The sequence below is a fragment of the Clostridium sp. genome (genome assembly GCF_036646415.1).
In the GTDB taxonomy this organism is placed as follows: domain Bacteria; phylum Bacillota; class Clostridia; order Clostridiales; family Clostridiaceae; genus Clostridium_J.
This window is the reverse complement of the sequence record NZ_JAVXMF010000017.1, coordinates 13,527-32,440: the sequence shown is the minus strand read 5'-3', so window position 1 is coordinate 32,440 and position 18,914 is coordinate 13,527. Positions and strand designations below refer to the sequence as shown.

The following is an 18,914-nucleotide window of genomic DNA, read 5'->3' as shown; positions in this document are numbered from 1 at the left end:
AAAAGCTATGCACCATATAACTTGTGCATAGCTTTTATGTTAGCAATATATATTTTTACTTCATCTTATAATTTACTATACTAGTTAAAAACAAATCACTACTTATTATTATTCCTTTACCACTATATTGGCTATAAGTTTGGTATTTATAATATGATCTTTTGCTACAATCACATCATAATCAACATTTATTTTCCCACCATTATCATTTACATCTATATGCACCTTATTTGTTTTAACCCTAAGACACAATCCACCATGAGGTGTATTATACAGAATAGATGAACTACTTCCATTCTTAAACTCCATATTAGTATTTACGTCTCCCTCTCTAATAAGATTAAAATAATTTTTTCCTATTTTAAAAGTTGTTAATGTATCTCCCAATCCTGAAAGTTCTGTTTCTTCATATGTCGCAATATACTCATCATCTTCTTTAGAAAATGTTCCTGGACTAACAATTTCTATACACTCATTTTCATCATGATTTTGTATGCTACTTACACTAATTATAGCGTCTCGCTCCATAACACATACCCCTATTCCACCTTAAAATATATCATTAATTATATGTAACATTTATTATTTTAAGGTTATAATCTAAAAATTACATCCTATATGTAGGCTTAAACTTATCTCACATAAACCTTGTAGATTATATGACTCTATTATAAAGTTATCCTACAATATACTTATTTATTTCATCATCAGTTGCGCAAGTTTCTTCTATTACACCATGGTCTTGACTTCCAAATGTTGAGTACTTTACGATAGCCTTAGGTTCATCTTTTCCTTTGCTGTATCTTATAGCAATCTTCCCGGCAATAGAAATAACTTCATCTGTAGCTTCTCCTACAATTACAACCATAGATCCATTAAAGTCCTGCACTAAAAATATTGTATCGTTTTTTCTAAGAAGATCTTTAATTGTTTCTCCTTCATCTTGAGTTCTTGTAGAAATAACCTTAGCATTAGGAGTAACCCTAAAATGACGTCCAACTTTAAGTAATTCAAGTTCTCTCTCTTCTGGTTGTTGGTTATGGTCTAAAAGTTCCTTCAGTCTAATGGAGTAATTTGGTTCTGTTAATTTACATCCACCCGCTGGCGATGGATATTCTGTTATCCCCCATTCCTTAGCAAGTTCCATTTGAACCTTTCTAGATCTTCCTTGGATATTTAAAAGTTTTTCTCTGTCTACAAGTCCATTTTCCTCCATCTCTGTTGGAACAAGGTTCTTAGCACAAAGAGGACGAAGTACTTTATGTCCAATTCCACTTTCATTCTTCACTCTATCTAAAGCACTTCTATTCTGAGACATAGGTCTTTGATTTAAAACTTCTCCCGTAATTATAAAGTCTGCATTTAACTTCTCTAAAAGTTCTCCACAATATTTCATCATCATAGCGTGACAATCTATACATGGGTTCATATTCTTTCCATAACCATTTTTAGGATTCTTAACCATTTCAAAGTGGTCTATACTAAAATCTATAACCTCTAAAGGAACATCTATTTGTTTTGTCATTCTTTTTGCATTTTCTTCGTTAAAAAAGTGAGATTTAAAGCATATTGCAATAACCTCTATCCCTTGATCTTTAACTAACTTTGCTGCAAGAATACTATCTAATCCACCTGAAACCATGGCTAACGCTCTTGTCATAAAATTTCTCCACCTAACTTTTTAGTATTTATATTATAATCTTTTGTATACATGATCTAATTATATTCTCTTGATTCCATTATCCCGATTTTCAATATAACGCACACTTAATTTTACTCTTTTTTTGAATCAGTATCAACTTGTAATCAATGGTTAATAATAATCGTTATATACTAACCTCTCTCAATAGCAAACTCAATCAAGTTATCAATTAATTCATTATATGGTAGACCTGTAGCTTCCCACATCTTAGGATACATACTTATACTTGTAAATCCCGGAATAGTATTAACCTCATTTAAGTATACCTCACCAGTTTCCTTGTCTACAAGAAAATCTACTCTAGCCATGCCTGCACAATCTAATTTTTTATAAATCTTAACTGCTAGTTCTCTAATTGTATTCATTTCTTTGTCTCTTAGATTTGCTGGTATTAAAAGCTTAGATGTTGCATCTTTATATTTAGCTTCATAATCATAGAATTCTTTAGTCGGAATTATCTCCCCAGCAATAGAAGCCTTAGGATCATCATTTCCTAGTACTGCAACCTCAATCTCTCTAGCATTTAATCCTTCTTCTACAAGAACCTTTCTATCATGCTTTAATGCTTCTATGAGTCCATCTTTAAGATTCTGTCTATCATGAGCCTTTGTTATTCCGACAGATGAACCACTATTAGCTGGCTTTACAAAACAAGGATATCCAAGATTATCCTCAATTTCTTTTATAAATCCTTCTGGTTTTATACCATATTCAAAAGTGTTAACTACTACATAAGGAGCTTGCTTTATTCCCTCATGCTCAAGTAAATATTTTGTATATACCTTATCCATACAAACAGCTGAACTCATTACAGAAGGTCCAACGCATGGCAACTTTAAGAGTTTACAGAATCCTTGCATAGTTCCATCTTCACCATACATACCATGAAGAACCGGAAATACTACGTCTACCTGCTTGTTTAAAAGTATATCTATTCCACCATCTACTTTATTTTCAACATCTTGTTCCCATTTTCCACTAGCTATATTATCAAAGTTTCCCTTGTACTGAAACCAATTGCCATCCTTAGTTATCCCAATTGGAAATATATTGTATTTATCTTTGTTTATATGATTTAAAACAGATGTGGCAGATACCCTAGACACTTCATGTTCTGTTGATTGTCCACCAAATAGTATTGCTATATTCTTTTTCATTATTATCACTCCTAACAATAATTTTATCCTTTGTACAATCTATTCATCTTTAAAATGAATAGTGAACATAAATAAATTATACTCTTTATATTTTATCTATGTTCACTACTATATTCAATATTAATTTAATATTTTAAATAAATTTCATTATATCTATATCCATAACCATATTCTACCGTAGTTTTCAATAACTTAACACATCTACAAAAGTATATATTCCTATTTAAATAAAGTTTTTAATACATCTACTATTTTAAACTTAATAACTATATTGTCATCTTCGCTATTATCAACTATATTACTATCATCTTTTTTATCGACTTCTTTATTTGTATCATGTTCAATCTCTTCACTCTCTTCACTCTCTTCAACCTCTTCAACCTCTTCAACCTCATTATTTATATCATTATCAACCATATTATATTCGTCATCATCAAGCACTCTCTTCATTTCCTCTTCAGTCTCTTCATAGGCAACATCACCTCTAGTAATATCTACAAAACATATAGGTGGAAACATTACACACCACCAGTTTTGACCTTCTCCAGTTCCTATTATTATTCTATAAGCTTCATACTCACCTTGTGGTAATGTTATATTTCCATAAGTCTTAACGGGAAAATATTCTTTAGTTAAAGTAGACTCTATACAGTAATTATAACTATTGTCTTCTACAACTTTGTTTGCTATTTCTATAATTTTTTTATCTTCCCTTTTTAATATCCTTCTAGATTCTTCTATATCTTTACTATCCTTTAGTAAAGGTTGTACATACTTTAAAACAGCATCTCTCACCTTAAGCTTTAGGGCTTGATCCTCTTCACTATCACTGTTTGCAATGACATGAAATCTAATTAACTTACTTGAAATTTCTTCTATGGTAATTTCCTTTTCATTGCTCTGAGCGGTTGCAGTATTAGTCACTCCCACTACCCCTACTTCAAAAACAAGTATAAACATAATAAAAATGGTAACAACAATAGATATAAATCTCTTCATGTTTTCTTCCTCCTAAAACTTAAATTTGAATCATATCTTAATTGTTACCACTTGGACAAGTTCTATTCACTTTTTAAAATATATTTTTGTTAAATTTATATTATTAACATTTATCTAATATAAATTTAACTCCCACTCCTAATTTGTAATTCTGCACAATTTATGTTTAAATCCAAGATTACATAATTGCTAAATTGTTTTCAACCTACTAATTAGAGATTCCAACTGTTCTTATATTATTATTCACGCTAATAGATATTTCAGCATCATTAAGAACCTCCATCCAATTATCTTCTACCTCCTTCCATATTCCTCTATGGTATCTCCTAACATTACTCCCTACTTGTAATAAATCTATATTCAATTCATCTATAACAAACCTATATGTTTCCTCCAGCTCCTTCTCCATAGATATATTAAACTCTTCTTCAATTTTATTTATAGCATCACTATCTAACACCTCTGAATCTGTATAATACCCTTTTAAGGAACCTTCTGCATCTACTTTATAATTTAAGTGTAGCTTATTGTTTTCATAACTTATATCTAAATCTGTATTTACACTTTTTATATAATAGTCTACAGGATGACCATTTTCATTTATTGACTTTCTACAAGATCCAATATCTCCTTTTAATATTTGAATATCCGTAACCTGATTATTATTTAAATAATCCTTAATAGAAGAATCTTCAATTATTGCAACTCCTGTAAGCTCTATATCATCTTCACCCTTTAATGAAAACACTGGTAAAACACCTGCATTATATGTCTTTATCATATCAATATACTTAGTCAATGTTACCGGTGAAACAACTCCATTTTTACTACTATTACCCATAAGAGCCGTTATATAACTATCTATATTCGCTTCCATAGTAGGTTTTAACTGAATATAATCTTTTGATTTTCCTTTTACTACCGCCATTATAATAGTTCTATTGAGGTTTGGCTCTCTTTGAATATAATCAGTTATTTCCTGTATTAACGTTGGATACTTAAATAATTCCTCACTAAGAAGTAATAGCTTACTATGGCCAAAATGTAGGCTCCTACTACTTTTAGCTAAAGCCTTAAAGTAAGTATCTGTCATAGAATATCCATTAACAGTTATAGAAAGTTCTTCTGCTGAACCGTTTTGTTTTTCCATATTCCTTATATCCGGAAATCCATAGGTTACCTGTAGAATATTAAACTCTTTATAGTTTCCTTTTATATCAGAGTTTTCATTCTGTGAACCTATTAACTCATTCTTATGTTCAATATCAGCTCCTACATCTATCCCTATAGTTGATACAAAAGCCTTTCTATCAATCTCTACGTTATCCCAACATCCAGTAAGGAGTAATGAAAATAGTAATACTGGAATAAGTTTCACTATCTTATTCTTCATTCCTACCCCTCCTATTTCTTCTAATAAAACTTATGACTAAAGTCATTGCTATAACTACTATAATTGTTCCAATGAATCCACTCCTTAAATAGCTAAATTTTAAATTCCTAACCTCTAAAATATTCTCAGGAAACATAGTTGCTAAATATACTATAGGTACGTATATCATAGATGCTGTTCTAATGTCACCTATTTTAAATACATCCTTCAGTATAGAGGATGCAAAGTAATAAATATTTGCGAAGGATGTAAAGTAAAATATAACCCATAATGCCATAACAAGACTATCCCACTTTTCTAAAATTCCACTTCTTGAACTTATGGATTGAAGCATAGTTATTGTTGGAAATATACTATCTGAAGTTTGTGTTGGTGACAAGGTTGCAGATACTAAAACAAAAATTATACAATAAAATACCCCCACAAAACTGCTACTTATCTTTAATATTTTACCCACCTTATTTCTCTCTCTAACATAAGGAATTAATATAAAAGCAATTGAGAATCCATTAAATAAAAACAACATTTCAAAACTAGACATAACATAGTTTTTAAATGATGATGTACCTATTGGTAATAAATTTTTGAAATCTGCTTCTGGTAAAGTTAGTAATAGTATTATAGCTAGAGGTATAAACATTACCCAAAATGCAATTTCATTAAAATGTACTACATTAGCTAGACCGCCTCGACTTAGATACATTCCTATAAATATAAATGTTATTATAATAACTTCAGTTGGTGTATTCACCAAAAGATACATGGTTATAACTTCACAAAAAACCCTAAGTGAAAGGGAGAGTACAACTATTATAACCATTGAATATACGAAAGAAATCACTCTTCCTAGAATCCCTCCATAAATATCTGTAAGTATAAATGTTACATCTTTATAGTTATTCAATTTTATTAATTTGTGTATACAAAGAAGAATAATACAAATTGCAATGCCTGTAATAATCGCAGATATCCACCCATCTGGTCCAACATATGTGGATACTATAGCCGGTGCATAAAAAATCCCTACCCCGATCATTGAAACAGAAAGACTTGCAAACAATGCAAATTCTTCGATAAAACCTTTTTTTTCCATAATATACCCTCCGCTAGGATAATTCTTTCTACTTCTGTCTTACATTATTTCTTGGCTTTAAAAACTTAGGTCTTTCCTTGAAGTTCTTAAGAGGCATTCTCACATATAAATCTTTCAAGTCACTGGAAATTAAATCTACCGCAGGTGCAAGGTATGGTATTCCAAAGCTTTTTATTCTAGTTAAGTGAATTAATAAGAATATTACGCCTAACATTATTCCATATAACCCAAATACGGCAGAAAGAATAATAATCATTATTCTAAAGTAACTAAATGCCGATGTTATTGTATAGTTTGGCATTAAGAATGTAGTTATAGCTGTAACCCCTAAAACAATAATCATTATAGGACTTACAAGTCCCGCGGTAACTGCAGATTGCCCCATAATAAGACCTCCTACGATACCAATTGTCGAGCCTACAGGCTTAGGAAGTTTAATAATAGCTTCAATTAAAAATATTAAACTAGCCTCCATAAGCAATACTTCTACATAAGCAGCAAATGGTACACCTTCCCTAGATGCAGCTATAGCATATGCAAGCTTTGTCGGTATAAGATCCGAATGAAACGTAGTCACCGCCACATATAAAGCAGGTAAAATTAAAGATGTCATTACTCCAATCACTCTAATAAACCTTACAATTGTTCCACTTATCCAACTTGTATAATAATCATCTGGTGATTGAAAAAAGTCCACAAGTACTGATGGAACAATTAAAACAAAAGGTGATCCATCTACTATTATTCCTACTCTCCCCTCATATAAAGCTGCTGCTACTACATCTGGTCTTTCAGTGCTCTGAACCTGGGGAAATGGAGTTTTTTCATTATCTTCTATAAGCTGTTCTATATATCCACTATCTAAAATAGCATCTATATTTATTCTATCTAATCTAGTTTTAAGTTCTTCTAAAACATTAGTATTTACAATATCATCTATATAAACTATTGCCATATCAGTTTTTGACCTAACCCCACATTGTCTTGCTTCAATTTTTAGACCAACATCTCTAACTCTTCTTCTAATAAGAGCAGTATTAAACCTTATGGTCTCTGTAAACCCTTCTCTTGAACCTCTTATTACAGTCTCTCCTGAAGGTTCACTTACTCCACGATTTGGCCAGCTTCTATTTGCTACCGTTAACGCTCCTGATAGATTATCTATTAAAACCAAGCTTTCTCCAGACAAAATCGAGTTAACACCATCACTTAGCTTATCAATTTCTTTCATATCAGATATAGCTATAATCTTATCCTTTATTTCTTTAGGGTTAGTAACCTTTCCTCCCATATTCATCATAGGTTCAAGTAGGAAATCATTTAATAGTTCTTTATCTGCCATCCCATCTATATAAACTACACCACAAAGAATTTCACCAAATTTAAATTCTCTAAATACTATATCTGATGTGTCATTAAATAGTTCTTTAAGGTAATTCATGTTTTCTTTTGTGCTATGGGAAATATTTTCACGTACTTTTCCCTTCATATAATCAGCTCCTTCCCTCATATTTTCCACTAGGCTAAAGCCATATCCATCTTACAATATACATACCTACGGTAATTACCATCATAGCTATGCCTATACCTAAACTTTGCTTTTTCGCTTTTTTCTTATCTTCTCTTGAAAAATACCTAACATCTCCAATTACAAGCATATACCCTGTTATTAAAACTAGAATGATCAAGTAAATATCAAATCTCTCTATTAAAGTTTTTAGCATAATTATCCCCCTTAAATCTTAATTTAGAAATCAATGTAGCTTTTACACCTTAACTCCAATTTAGTTTTACCTTCTAATATGAATTATATGCATTGAAGAGTTTTGCCCATACAGATTAAATAAACCGACTTTATCAAAAAATAAGAACACGAACCAATTCGGCTCGTGCTCTTATTAAATATTTTAAATAGTCTTCGTAACAAAAACTTCTCTATAATTTGCCTTTAACTTTTCTGCACAACTTTCTGCTACATTTATATTTTGAAAGAAACCAAATACTGTAGGTCCACTTCCACTCATCATAGCTCCTATTGCACCCTCACTACGCATAAACTTCTTTATATCCTTAATTTCTTTATGCTCTTTTATTGTAACAAGTTCAAGTAAATTCATCATATTATTAGCTACATATTTTAAATCAGCCCTCTTCATTGCTTGTATAAGTTCATCGACATCAGGGTGTTCATCGACCTTATCTAACTTAAAGTTTTTATAAGTCTGAACTGTAGATACTCCAAAATTGGGTTTAACTACAACTAATATCTTATCATTAAAAGGCTCCAATGCAGTTATAACTTCTCCAATTCCTTCACAGAGAGCTGTTCCCCCCTTAATACAATAAGGTACATCTGCTCCAATTTTAACTCCTAATTCCATAAGCTCTTCATCTGCAACCTCTTTTTTGTATAAATCCCTCATAGCCTTTAGCGCTGCTGCTGCATCTGTACTTCCACCTGCCATACCAGCTTCTACAGGAATATTCTTTTCTATATGAACCCTTATAGCCTTCTCTACATTATAGGTATCACAAAATAAATCTATAGCTTTATAAACTAAATTCCTACTATCTGTTGGCACAAATTCCTTATTACTAGTAATATGTATACCCTGATCTTCAGGTTCAAAAGTCAACTCATCATATATATCAACGGTTTGCATAATCATTCTTAAAAGATGGTATCCATCTTCTCTTTTTCCTATTACATCAAGAGCTATATTTATCTTTCCATAAGCCTTTATCTTCATAATTCATACACCTCACTACAAATGAGAATAATCCTTTTAATAATCTTCGTCAAGAAATTTATCCTATCAATATTAAAAAATAATAAAAAGGACCGTCTCAAATTTGATTTAAAACATAACCAAATTTGAGACAATCCCATTAAACTACAGCTCTACCTGGTATAATTAATTTTTGTGATGGCTTAACATCTTCACCATCACTTAGTTCATTAATAGCCACAATTTCATCCATTGTGGTTAGATATTTCTTTGCAATACTCCAAAGTGTGTCCTCAGGTTGAACTGCATATATTATTATACTTGCTTTTTTAGCTGGTATTTGCCCTTCATTGATAGACATATTAACTACAAATTTATTTTTAATAGTATAATATACCTTGCAGTGAACTTTAACAACAGCCCTTATTGAAATATTTCCAGCCTCCAAGCTTCCTTCTATCATCTCCAAAGAAACACTAGTAGAAGCGTGCATATTTGGTTTTGTACCTGCTATATCAACTTTACAACTAAATGGAATATCTTCATCCAAAGTAACTAAATATCTTTCTTCATCCTCAGTTGAATATAATACACAAACCTTTAATAATCCTTCCACTTCTACTTTATCATCCTTAACACTCTTATCTGTTATACATACAGTTCCTGTAGTCATTATAACCTTACTAGCTTTTAATTCATCATCTTTAACATCTATATCACCTTTTACTAGACACTCATTATATCCATGACCTTGTATAACATTGATGTTATTTTCCTTAACATCCATATTTAATAATTTTGTAGGACAATAGCCATCTTGTATTACTTCTACTTCCTCTTTATACATTACATGAGTTGTAGCCTTTAAAATAAACTCTACATCTATTATTCTATTCTCACCCATATCATCTTGTCTAACATCATACTCAAAGGATTGAACACAAAAATCAGTAAAGTATTCCATGTTTGGCTTCAACTCATCAACAGTAACCTCTTTATATAGAGGTACATTTTCTGAAACACAGAATAAATCTCTTCCATTCTTACCCTTATATAAAATAGAAACATTAGCCATTGCCTCTATCTTAAGACCACCATCATATACTCTAACATCTTTTTTACCAATTGATATATTATATTTTACAACCTTTAAACATTCATTTTTATCCATATCAATTTTAACTTCAGTTTTTCCAAGTAACTCAGTCTCAATTGGCTCCATAACCTTATCTACGGTCATTGGATTTTTTAAGAATTGAATATCCTTACCTTCATGTACATCCTTAACTATCTCAAAAGAGTTTATGTTGTATCCATTACATTTACAAACAATAAACCCTTGAATAGCGATCTTCCTTTCATTGATAATAACACAATCCATATGTTCAATGCTTAATTCTACATCACAGTACATATTGGGTTGAGCACCAATCATATCAATAGACTCAGACATATTGCCATTATATATAACAGAATGGGCTTCAGTAGCTCCTCCATCCTTCGCCATATAAAGAATTGTATATTGAAGTTGACCTTCTAAATTAACTTTATCTGTTCCAACTTCTTTGTTAGTTATCATAGGTTTCACATCTAACATTAGTATATCATCAACATCCGGTAGCGTATCAGGTATAACATACTCTTCCTTTACAAACATCTTTGTGTCATTTTGAGCAATAGATTGTTCATATTCTATATAGTCCTTTATTAAATCCAAATCCATAACTTTCCCTCCTAAAAATACCTACTAATAATTTATATATGAGAAGGTCATGAAATATAACTATTTATTTTATTTTATTTTTATTTTTCTTTTATACTTTGTCATACTTGGCTACAACTTAAGATATCTAAATTAGAATTAAATATTAGTCTCACTTAACTCTAATCTAAGTTTTCTACTTTAAATAAAATAAAAGAGACATCCTTATTAAGAATGTCTCTTTATATTATCCGGCAAAAACTAGTTGCACAGTCTTTGTTAGTACATCACTATAGCTATAACTAACAGTCCGTTGCGAACTACTATCTAACCTAATCACAAATATGCTGTCATAAGTTTTTTCCAAAACTCCATCATTTACTACAATTTTACGTCTTCCACCATTTGCCTTTAATGTCACTTTTTCGCCAACATGACCTTCGATATCTTTTTTTATCGTCGTCAATACATTTCCTATTTTCACAGTAGACACCCTCTTTCTAATATTCCCATAAAGGCTTCCAACTATATTTTAACAGGAAGAAGCATTTATGTCAAGCAAACCAACTATTTTACAATATTTTATTAACCTTTGTCAATGTTAAATATTCATTAATTTTTTATGTATTTATTTGATTGAGTGATATTATGTCAGTTATTCGTATATAATGAATGTAACACAACTTGACATTAGTATGTGTATTAATTTTTAGAATATTCACATATACCCCCTAATTCTATAATTTTATTATAGCTTTTTCTTTAAACAACTAAAAAAGCTAAATAAACTTTATCTAGCCTTTTTATCTTACATTAAATTATTATTTTACATACTGTGACTTAGGATACCCCTTTCTATACTTACCTCTAGTTTGTAATCCTCCAACACCTTTTATTCCTGTAATTGTATTTTGTATTGCATCTTCTATATTTACTATATCATCTATATTTGTGTATGCTACCTTCTCACAAATCAAAACTGGATCTAAACAATGAATAAGTACTCTATTTGGAGAAGATGCAAAATTAGCACCCGCGTCTAGTAGTGCCTCATAATTAGATTGACATGCTCCAGCAAAAATAACTAAATCATCATAATTAGATTTATAATTTCTAAGCAAAGATACACACTCAACAAAATATTTTGAATTTCTATAATTATTTAAATCCATATAATTAGAAATATCTTTTGACATACCATCATGTCCTGTAATAACCACAATATCAGGATTAAGCTCCTTTACTAAATCCAAGATTACTAATGGTTGTTCTTTCTCAGCTACTACCCTTCCAACTGCTTCAATTGATAGTTGTTTATAAGTTTTTAAACATATTTCTAGGTATTGAGGATCTCCATCTATGTGAAGTATCTTACCTGGCCTACCAAAAAATAATTCATTGTTCTTTAAGGAATTGCCCTTTCTATCCTTTGGGGATATATCTATATCTACTAGCCTCAACGCTCCTGCACTAGATCCCACTGTCGTTCTAGATAAAAGAACCTTCTTTAGTGCTGTATTTACCTTCTTATTAAACACCTTATCTTTTTCACCTACAGAGCCTTCATCTATTATCTCTAAATCCTCTTCTACACTATCAGCTTCAATTCTTATATTTAAACCTTTCAATAAATATTTTTTAACACCATTCTCATCTATTTCTATTTGTGTAATTTTAAATATAATATCTTTATCGTATGACTTTCTAACTACTTTATCTCCTATATTCATTTTCTTCTCTCCTTAAAGACTTCGTATTATATACTATGAAGAAATATAAGTAATTGTGAAATGTACATAATAAATCTCATCATCGTAATTAGTAGATATTATTTAATCCCTCACTTAACACTTTGATTTTTATATTACATTTACATATTAAAACTAAAATAAATATTATTGATATTTTTTTAACAATTTCTATTGCATTTAATTAATATTGTACTATAATATAATTAGTTAAATAAATAACAAACTTTAGGGGGAGTATATACAATGACTATGAAAACTAATAATGTAGAAAATATGGATAAAACTAATACTACATCAGAATTAACCGAGGTTATTTACACACCTATTAAAGCAAATTCAATGGATACAGAAATTAACTGCCTAGTTGAAAACGCCAGAAAATCTTACGATAGTTTTATTATGTTTGATCAAAACTCCATAGACAATATCGTTAAAAAAATGACAATGTCAGCCTTAAATAACCATAGAGAGTTAGCAAAAATGGCTATAGAAGAAACCAACATGGGCGTATATGAAGATAAAATAACTAAAAACATCTTTGCTTCTGAATATGTATATAACAGCATTAAAGACTTAAAAACTGTTGGGATCATAAACGAAGAGGAAAATTACATGGAAGTTGCAGAGCCAATTGGTGTTGTTGCTGGAGTAACTCCAACTACAAACCCTACCTCTACTACAATATTTAAAGCATTAATTGCAATAAAAACAAAGAATCCTATAATATTTAGCTTTCATCCTAAAGCACAAAAATGTAGCATAGCTGCTGCAAAACTTCTTTTAGATGCAGCTATAGAAGCTGGAGCACCAAATCACTGCATACAATGGATAAGTAATCCATCTGTTGAAGCTTCTCAAAAGCTTATGTTCCACCCTGGAGTTGATATGATTCTCGCTACTGGTGGTCCTGGCATGGTAAAATCTGCTTACTCTACAGGTAAACCAGCTCTTGGAGTTGGTGCTGGTAATGTACCTTGTTACATTGAAAAAACTGCTAATATAAAAAGATCTGTAAATGATCTAGTACTTTCAAAATCCTTTGATAATGGAACCATATGTGCTTCTGAGCAAGCTGTAATCATTGACAAAGAAATCAGTGATGAAGTTATCTCTCTTTTAAAAATTCATAATTGCTACTTTTTAAATAAAGAGGAAATGACTAAACTTCAAAAAGTTGCCATAGATGAAAAAAGACAAACTATGAATCCAGAAATAGTTGGTCAAAATGCAGAAAAGATTGCTACTATGGCTGGAATTACTGTACCTAAAGGCACAAAAATTCTTATATGTGAGCCAGGTGGAATAGGTCCTAATTATCCCCTTTCAAGAGAAAAATTAAGTCCCATTCTTTCTATGTTCATAGTAGGTAGTACAGATGATGGAATTAAATGTGCAGAAAATATGATTTCTTTTGGAGGTCTTGGACATTCTGCAGTGCTTCACTCCACTGATGAAAATGTCATTAAAGAATTTTCTAAAAAAGTTAAGGTCGGTAGAATAATAATTAATTCCCCTTCCTCCCAAGGTGCTATAGGTGATATTTATAACGTTAATATGCCATCCCTAACCCTTGGTTGTGGAACTATGGGTAGAAACTCAACTACTCAAAATGTTAGTGCAAATAATTTAATAAATATAAAAAGAGTAGCCAAGAGGAGGGTTAATATGCAATGGTTTAGGGTTCCAGAAAGAATCTTTTTTGAACCAGGCTCCCTATGCTACCTTGAAAAACTTCACGGAAAAAAAGCCTTTATCGTAGCTGATAAGTTTATGGATAAACTCGGATATGTATCTAAGGTAATGAACTACCTTAAAAAAGCTAATTTTGACATCAATGTATTTCTTGATGTAGAACCAGATCCATCCACTGAAACTATTATGAATGGAACTGAACAAATGCGAAGATTTGAGCCTGATGTTATAATCGCTCTGGGTGGTGGTTCAGTCATTGACGCTGCTAAAGGAATGTGGCTCTTCTATGAAAATTCTGATATAGACTTCAATGGACTAAAACTAAGATTTATGGATATCAGAAAGAGAGCCTTTAAATTCCCTCACCTTGGAAAGAAATCTAAACTTGTAGCTATTCCAACTACATCAGGTACTGGTTCAGAGGTTACTGCCTTTGCAGTTATAACTGATAAGGAAAATAATATAAAGTATCCTCTAGCCGACTATGAACTAACACCAGACATCGCAATAATAGATCCTAATCTAGTAATGACAGTTCCACCATCTGTTACAGCAGATACAGGTCTTGATGTGTTAACTCACGCAATTGAAGCTTATGTGTCTGTAATGGCATCAGATTATACAGATGCTCTAGCTCTTAAATCTATGGAGCTTGTATTCAATTATCTCCCACTTGCCTACAAGGATGGAAGTAATTCCTTGGCAAGAGAAAAGATGCATAATGCCTCTTGCATGGCTGGTATGGCATTTACTAATGCTTTCTTAGGTATTAATCATAGTATAGCTCATAAACTGGGGTCAGAGTTTCACATTCCTCATGGAAGAGCAAATGCTATAATGCTACCACATGTCATAAAATATAATGGAAGCACTCCTAGCAAGCTAGTTGCCTTTCCTAAATATGACCATTATAAAGCACCTGAAAAATTCATGGAAATAGCTAAATTTTTAGGTTTAGATTACTCAAGCTGTGAGGCATCTGTAGATAGTCTAATTGAAGCTGTTAGAAATCTTATGGTTGAAGTTAATATTCCAACTACCCTAAGTGAGTGTGGTGTTACTAAGGATCATTTAGACTCTGTATTATACGAATTGGCTGATGAAGCATTTGAGGATCAATGTACCACTGCTAATCCACGCCTTCCACTGGTTTCTGAAATAGCTGACTTGATAAAAGGTGCATTCTAACATTTAAATAACTTCAAAATAAAAAGTTGTGGATAATAGTACTTCCACAACTTTTATTTAATGTATTCTTAATTTAATACATCCTCTCTTAAATCAATAACTTTTCTATAAAATAAGCATACCATTTATTAGAATTTATGTTTATTAAATATTGTAAAATTCCTTAAACTTATCCATAAACTCTTCAAACTTACGCTGTTCCTCTATTAGCTCTTCTATCTTCTTATTAAACGTATTTTGCAACCAATTAACCTCATTATAATAATACCTGTTGCATATTCTCCAATAGCGTTGAGGAAACATAAGAAATGCATATAATACGTTATACTCATCGTCTTTAAGATTAGAAACTTTATTATAATTATCAATAATAAGTTTAGCTACTTCAAAATTCCAATCCCGTCTTTTTAATACTTTTATCATAAAATTGGATAAATCAAAAGCTCTAACTTCTCGTTTACAATAATCGAAATCTATTACACTAACATTATCCTCATCTTCAATTATTATGTTGTGATAAGTAAAGTCATGGTGACAAAAGCTCTTTTCATCTTCTGTCTGCTTACAAATTTCATAGTAATTTGATTTATTTAATGTATCTAATGCCCTTTTCCCTAGTGTTTTATAATAATCCATAGATTTTATATAATTTAAATCAAACTCTGTTTTATGATTCTTCTTTTTTCTAACCATTTCTTTCATCTTATCAAACGACTTTATACGCTTCTCCATCAAATGTGGCCATCTTCCCAAATCTGACTTTAACTTGCTATTCTCAGATGGTTCATATCCCTTTGATGCAACATGGAACTTCGCTAATGTTTTAGCTGCTAGTATTAAATCATCGTCTTCATGAAAATCGCATTCTCTTCCATCTATCCATTCTGATAATGTATATATGTCCTCATTAACTAAAGCATACGGCTTTTCCTCTGTATTTAGATAATATCTATCTATATTCTCGAAGCCATTATTATACAGATGTTCTTTAGCCCCACACACAAAGAGTAACTTTTGAGTGCCATAGCTTATTTTTTTCAAACACCTAACGCCTTTATTTGTTTTCAACTGATATACACCTTTATTAGGTTTAATACTTTCAATTTTGATATCAAATTGGCGTTCAATTTCAAACTCTCTCATCATAATTTCGCACCCCCTCTATAACTTATATGTATTTACAGTATAATTTAGAATACTTCATAACATATTTGAGTTTAGCTGAATAGTATAAATTAGAATAATCTATTTAGAAGGAGTATTAATATGAAAATAGGTATTGATATTAGAGCGGCTAAATGGTATAGAGGTACTGGAATCGGCACCTATACCTATGAGCTCATAGATGCTATTAATAATCTCGATCAGCTTAATCAATATACTTTATTTAATGATGATAATCAAAGCAACATAAATTTTAACTCCAATTTTAAAATAAGTTATATAAACAGCAATCCCACTAATAACTTTTGGGAAAATGTGAATCTTCCTAATATATTACAGGATAAAAGCTTAGACATATACCACGTTCCTCAAAATGGTGTAGGCTTACCCACAAAGCATACTATGCCCTTTGTCATTACTCTTCATGATACCATTCCACTTCATATGCCTGAAACAGTAGGCGAAACTTATCTTAATATCTTTAATCATCAAATGGAATCTATTATAGATCGATGTGATGGTATAATTACAGTTTCCGAATTTTCAAAAAAAGATATTGCTAGAGATTTTAACTTTCCTGAAGAGAAAATATATGTTACTTATTTGGCTAGTGAAAGTATTTATAAGCCCTTAAATAAAATGTCCTGTAGTACTATATTAAAAAAATATTACTCATTACCTGATAATTATATTTTATATGTAGGAGGCTTTAGTCCTAGGAAAAATATCTCAGGTCTTATTCAAGCCTTTAGCAAAGTTCATACTAAACTACCTTCCGATATAAAACTAGTAATTGCAGGTACTAAAGGTAAATCATTCAGTATTTATAAATCTTTATCTGAAAAACTAAATATAGCTGAAAAAGTTATCTTTCCTGGATTTATATTAATGGAACACATGCCCTATTTATATAATAATGCTTCATTACTAGTTTACCCGTCATTTTATGAAGGTTTCGGACTACCACCTCTTGAAGCCATGGCCTGTGGTACTCCTGTAGTTTCATCTAATGCTACATCTATTCCTGAAATTTTAGGGGATAGCGCCTTGCTTTGTTCTCCATATAATATTGATGAACTTACTGAAAGCATCTTAACCGCCCTGTTAGATAGCAATGTTAGATCTACTCTTATAGAAAAAGGATTCGAAAAGTGCAATTCCTTGACATGGGAGAACACTGCAATAGAAACCTTAAAAAGTTACAATGATATTGTGTTATAAAAAGTTAAATCTTTATATCCTAAATAAAAAGGAAGATACTCAAAGCGACTTTAAGTATCTTCCTTTTGCTACTTACTAGGGGGGACTAGAAAATAGCACCTACATAAACGTTTCTGAAATTTTCTATCATTTCTTCTCTTTCTTCTATATCTTTAACCTTTTTCTCTATTTTATACAGGTAACTTTCATATTTCCAAAGTTTTTTTCTATAAAAATAATCTTTTGAAATAGAATAGAATCCTTCTGGAAAACATAACATACCGTAAAGTATTTTATACTCGTCCTGCGATAAAGGAATTTTCCTATTATACTCATCTACTATTCCCTTCAACACTTGAAAATCATAGCAACTATATTTTGTAACCTTATTTATAAAGTTGCAAATATCATGAACTCTTAAATCTATTATTGAATAATCAAAATCTATGAAATAAGAATTAGAGTCATTTATAATGATATTGTGATATGCTAAATCATGATGACAAAGAATAAAGTTATCTTTATCATTACATAACTGTAAATATGGAGATTTCTCTATTATACTTATACTCTTTTCCATAGCCTTAAGAAAATAATCTACATATTTAAGGAACACTTCCTGAAACTCACTTCTATTTTCATAGCTTAATGCTCTTTCTTTAAAGATTTCTAGTTCCTTTAGCTTACCTTTATAGTTATCAATAAGGCTAAACCCCTTATATCTTTCGCATTTATCTGAAAAACTTATACCCTTCGATGCTTTATGCATGTCTGCTAGCCCATTAACTGCTATAGCTATATCTAAAGAATTATTGTACTCACATTCTCGCCCTTCTATTAAGTCCATAACTACATAGGTACTTTTTTTCCACTGTGTTATGATATGTCCATCCTTATTCAAAACAAAATCCATTATTCTATTAAATCCATTATTTTTCAAATAATCTATTCCACTTCTTATAAAATTTATATCTTCATCGGTATAATTCACTTTCTTTAAAATCTTATTTCCCTTATCTGTTACTAGCACAAATACCTTTCTTAGAGGTATGACATCCATTACTATGAAATGATAATTATCCAATAAATTTATATCTAAATCATATCTACTTAGCCATTCTTTGTGAGAAAATCTTGTTTCCAT

General features: G+C 30.8%; 16 protein-coding genes. 2 read left to right on the top strand and 14 right to left on the bottom strand.

Features of this window, described 5'->3' with window-relative positions:
* Positions 1 to 108 precede the first annotated feature (108 nt).
* The 12 genes from RSD37_RS11695 to yabG form a co-directional block, all read right to left on the bottom strand.
* Positions 109 to 528, bottom strand: a complete 420-nt coding sequence (locus tag RSD37_RS11695) for a DUF1934 domain-containing protein (RefSeq protein WP_346946922.1) — start codon at positions 526 to 528, stop codon at positions 109 to 111.
* Between the two features lie 148 nt (positions 529 to 676).
* Positions 677 to 1,660, bottom strand: a complete 984-nt coding sequence (locus RSD37_RS11690) for a tRNA 4-thiouridine(8) synthase ThiI (RefSeq protein WP_346946921.1) — start codon at positions 1,658 to 1,660, stop codon at positions 677 to 679.
* A gap of 173 nt (positions 1,661 to 1,833) precedes the next feature.
* Entirely contained in the window at positions 1,834 to 2,859 is a 1,026-nt protein-coding gene (locus tag RSD37_RS11685; RefSeq protein WP_346946920.1) for a D-alanine--D-alanine ligase family protein, read from the bottom strand.
* 219 nt (positions 2,860 to 3,078) lie between these two features.
* Positions 3,079 to 3,858: a stage II sporulation protein R gene (gene spoIIR / locus RSD37_RS11680; protein ID WP_346946919.1), complete on the bottom strand. Its 780-nt coding sequence runs from the start codon at positions 3,856 to 3,858 to the stop codon at positions 3,079 to 3,081.
* 208 nt (positions 3,859 to 4,066) lie between these two features.
* Complete coding sequence (locus RSD37_RS11675) at positions 4,067 to 5,251, bottom strand: Ger(x)C family spore germination protein (protein WP_346946918.1); 1,185 nt, start codon at positions 5,249 to 5,251, stop codon at positions 4,067 to 4,069.
* Positions 5,241 to 6,344, bottom strand: coding sequence for a GerAB/ArcD/ProY family transporter (locus tag RSD37_RS11670; protein ID WP_346946917.1), 1,104 nt, complete (start codon positions 6,342 to 6,344; stop codon positions 5,241 to 5,243). The genes RSD37_RS11675 and RSD37_RS11670 overlap by 11 nt, the downstream gene beginning before the upstream one ends.
* 28 nt (positions 6,345 to 6,372) lie before the next feature.
* Positions 6,373 to 7,833, bottom strand: coding sequence for a spore germination protein (locus RSD37_RS11665; protein ID WP_346946916.1), 1,461 nt, complete (start codon positions 7,831 to 7,833; stop codon positions 6,373 to 6,375).
* Positions 7,834 to 7,867: 34 nt separating this feature from the next.
* The gene (locus RSD37_RS11660; RefSeq protein WP_346946915.1) at positions 7,868 to 8,068 is read right to left on the bottom strand and encodes a CLC_0170 family protein; all 201 of its coding nucleotides are present in this window, start codon (positions 8,066 to 8,068) and stop codon (positions 7,868 to 7,870) included.
* 183 nt (positions 8,069 to 8,251) lie between these two features.
* Positions 8,252 to 9,094, bottom strand: coding sequence for a 4-(cytidine 5'-diphospho)-2-C-methyl-D-erythritol kinase (gene ispE, locus RSD37_RS11655; protein WP_346946914.1), 843 nt, complete (start codon positions 9,092 to 9,094; stop codon positions 8,252 to 8,254).
* 139 nt (positions 9,095 to 9,233) lie between these two features.
* The gene (locus tag RSD37_RS11650) at positions 9,234 to 10,796 is read right to left on the bottom strand and encodes an SPOCS domain-containing protein (protein ID WP_346946913.1); all 1,563 of its coding nucleotides are present in this window, start codon (positions 10,794 to 10,796) and stop codon (positions 9,234 to 9,236) included.
* Positions 10,797 to 11,022: 226 nt separating this feature from the next.
* Complete coding sequence (locus RSD37_RS11645) at positions 11,023 to 11,259, bottom strand: Veg family protein (protein ID WP_346933334.1); 237 nt, start codon at positions 11,257 to 11,259, stop codon at positions 11,023 to 11,025.
* A gap of 337 nt (positions 11,260 to 11,596) precedes the next feature.
* Positions 11,597 to 12,505 carry a sporulation peptidase YabG gene (yabG, locus tag RSD37_RS11640; protein WP_346946912.1) on the bottom strand — a complete coding sequence of 303 codons (909 nt, stop codon included), beginning with the start codon at positions 12,503 to 12,505 and terminating at the stop codon, positions 11,597 to 11,599.
* A gap of 360 nt (positions 12,506 to 12,865) precedes the next feature.
* On the opposite strand from yabG, the gene adhE reads away from it, so the two are divergent.
* On the top strand, positions 12,866 to 15,406 hold the full coding sequence (gene adhE / locus RSD37_RS11635; RefSeq protein WP_346946956.1) for a bifunctional acetaldehyde-CoA/alcohol dehydrogenase: 2,541 nt from the start codon (positions 12,866 to 12,868) through the stop codon (positions 15,404 to 15,406).
* A gap of 144 nt (positions 15,407 to 15,550) precedes the next feature.
* Here adhE and RSD37_RS11630 read toward each other — a convergent pair whose 3' ends face one another.
* Positions 15,551 to 16,552 carry a CotS family spore coat protein gene (locus tag RSD37_RS11630; protein ID WP_346946911.1) on the bottom strand — a complete coding sequence of 334 codons (1,002 nt, stop codon included), beginning with the start codon at positions 16,550 to 16,552 and terminating at the stop codon, positions 15,551 to 15,553.
* 120 nt (positions 16,553 to 16,672) lie between these two features.
* Here RSD37_RS11630 and RSD37_RS11625 point away from each other — a divergent pair, with 120 nt between their 5' ends.
* Entirely contained in the window at positions 16,673 to 17,791 is a 1,119-nt protein-coding gene (locus tag RSD37_RS11625) for a glycosyltransferase family 1 protein (protein WP_346946910.1), read from the top strand.
* An 85-nt stretch (positions 17,792 to 17,876) separates the two neighbouring features.
* Here RSD37_RS11625 and RSD37_RS11620 read toward each other — a convergent pair whose 3' ends face one another.
* Positions 17,877 to 18,914: a CotS family spore coat protein gene (locus tag RSD37_RS11620; RefSeq protein ID WP_346946909.1), complete on the bottom strand. Its 1,038-nt coding sequence runs from the start codon at positions 18,912 to 18,914 to the stop codon at positions 17,877 to 17,879.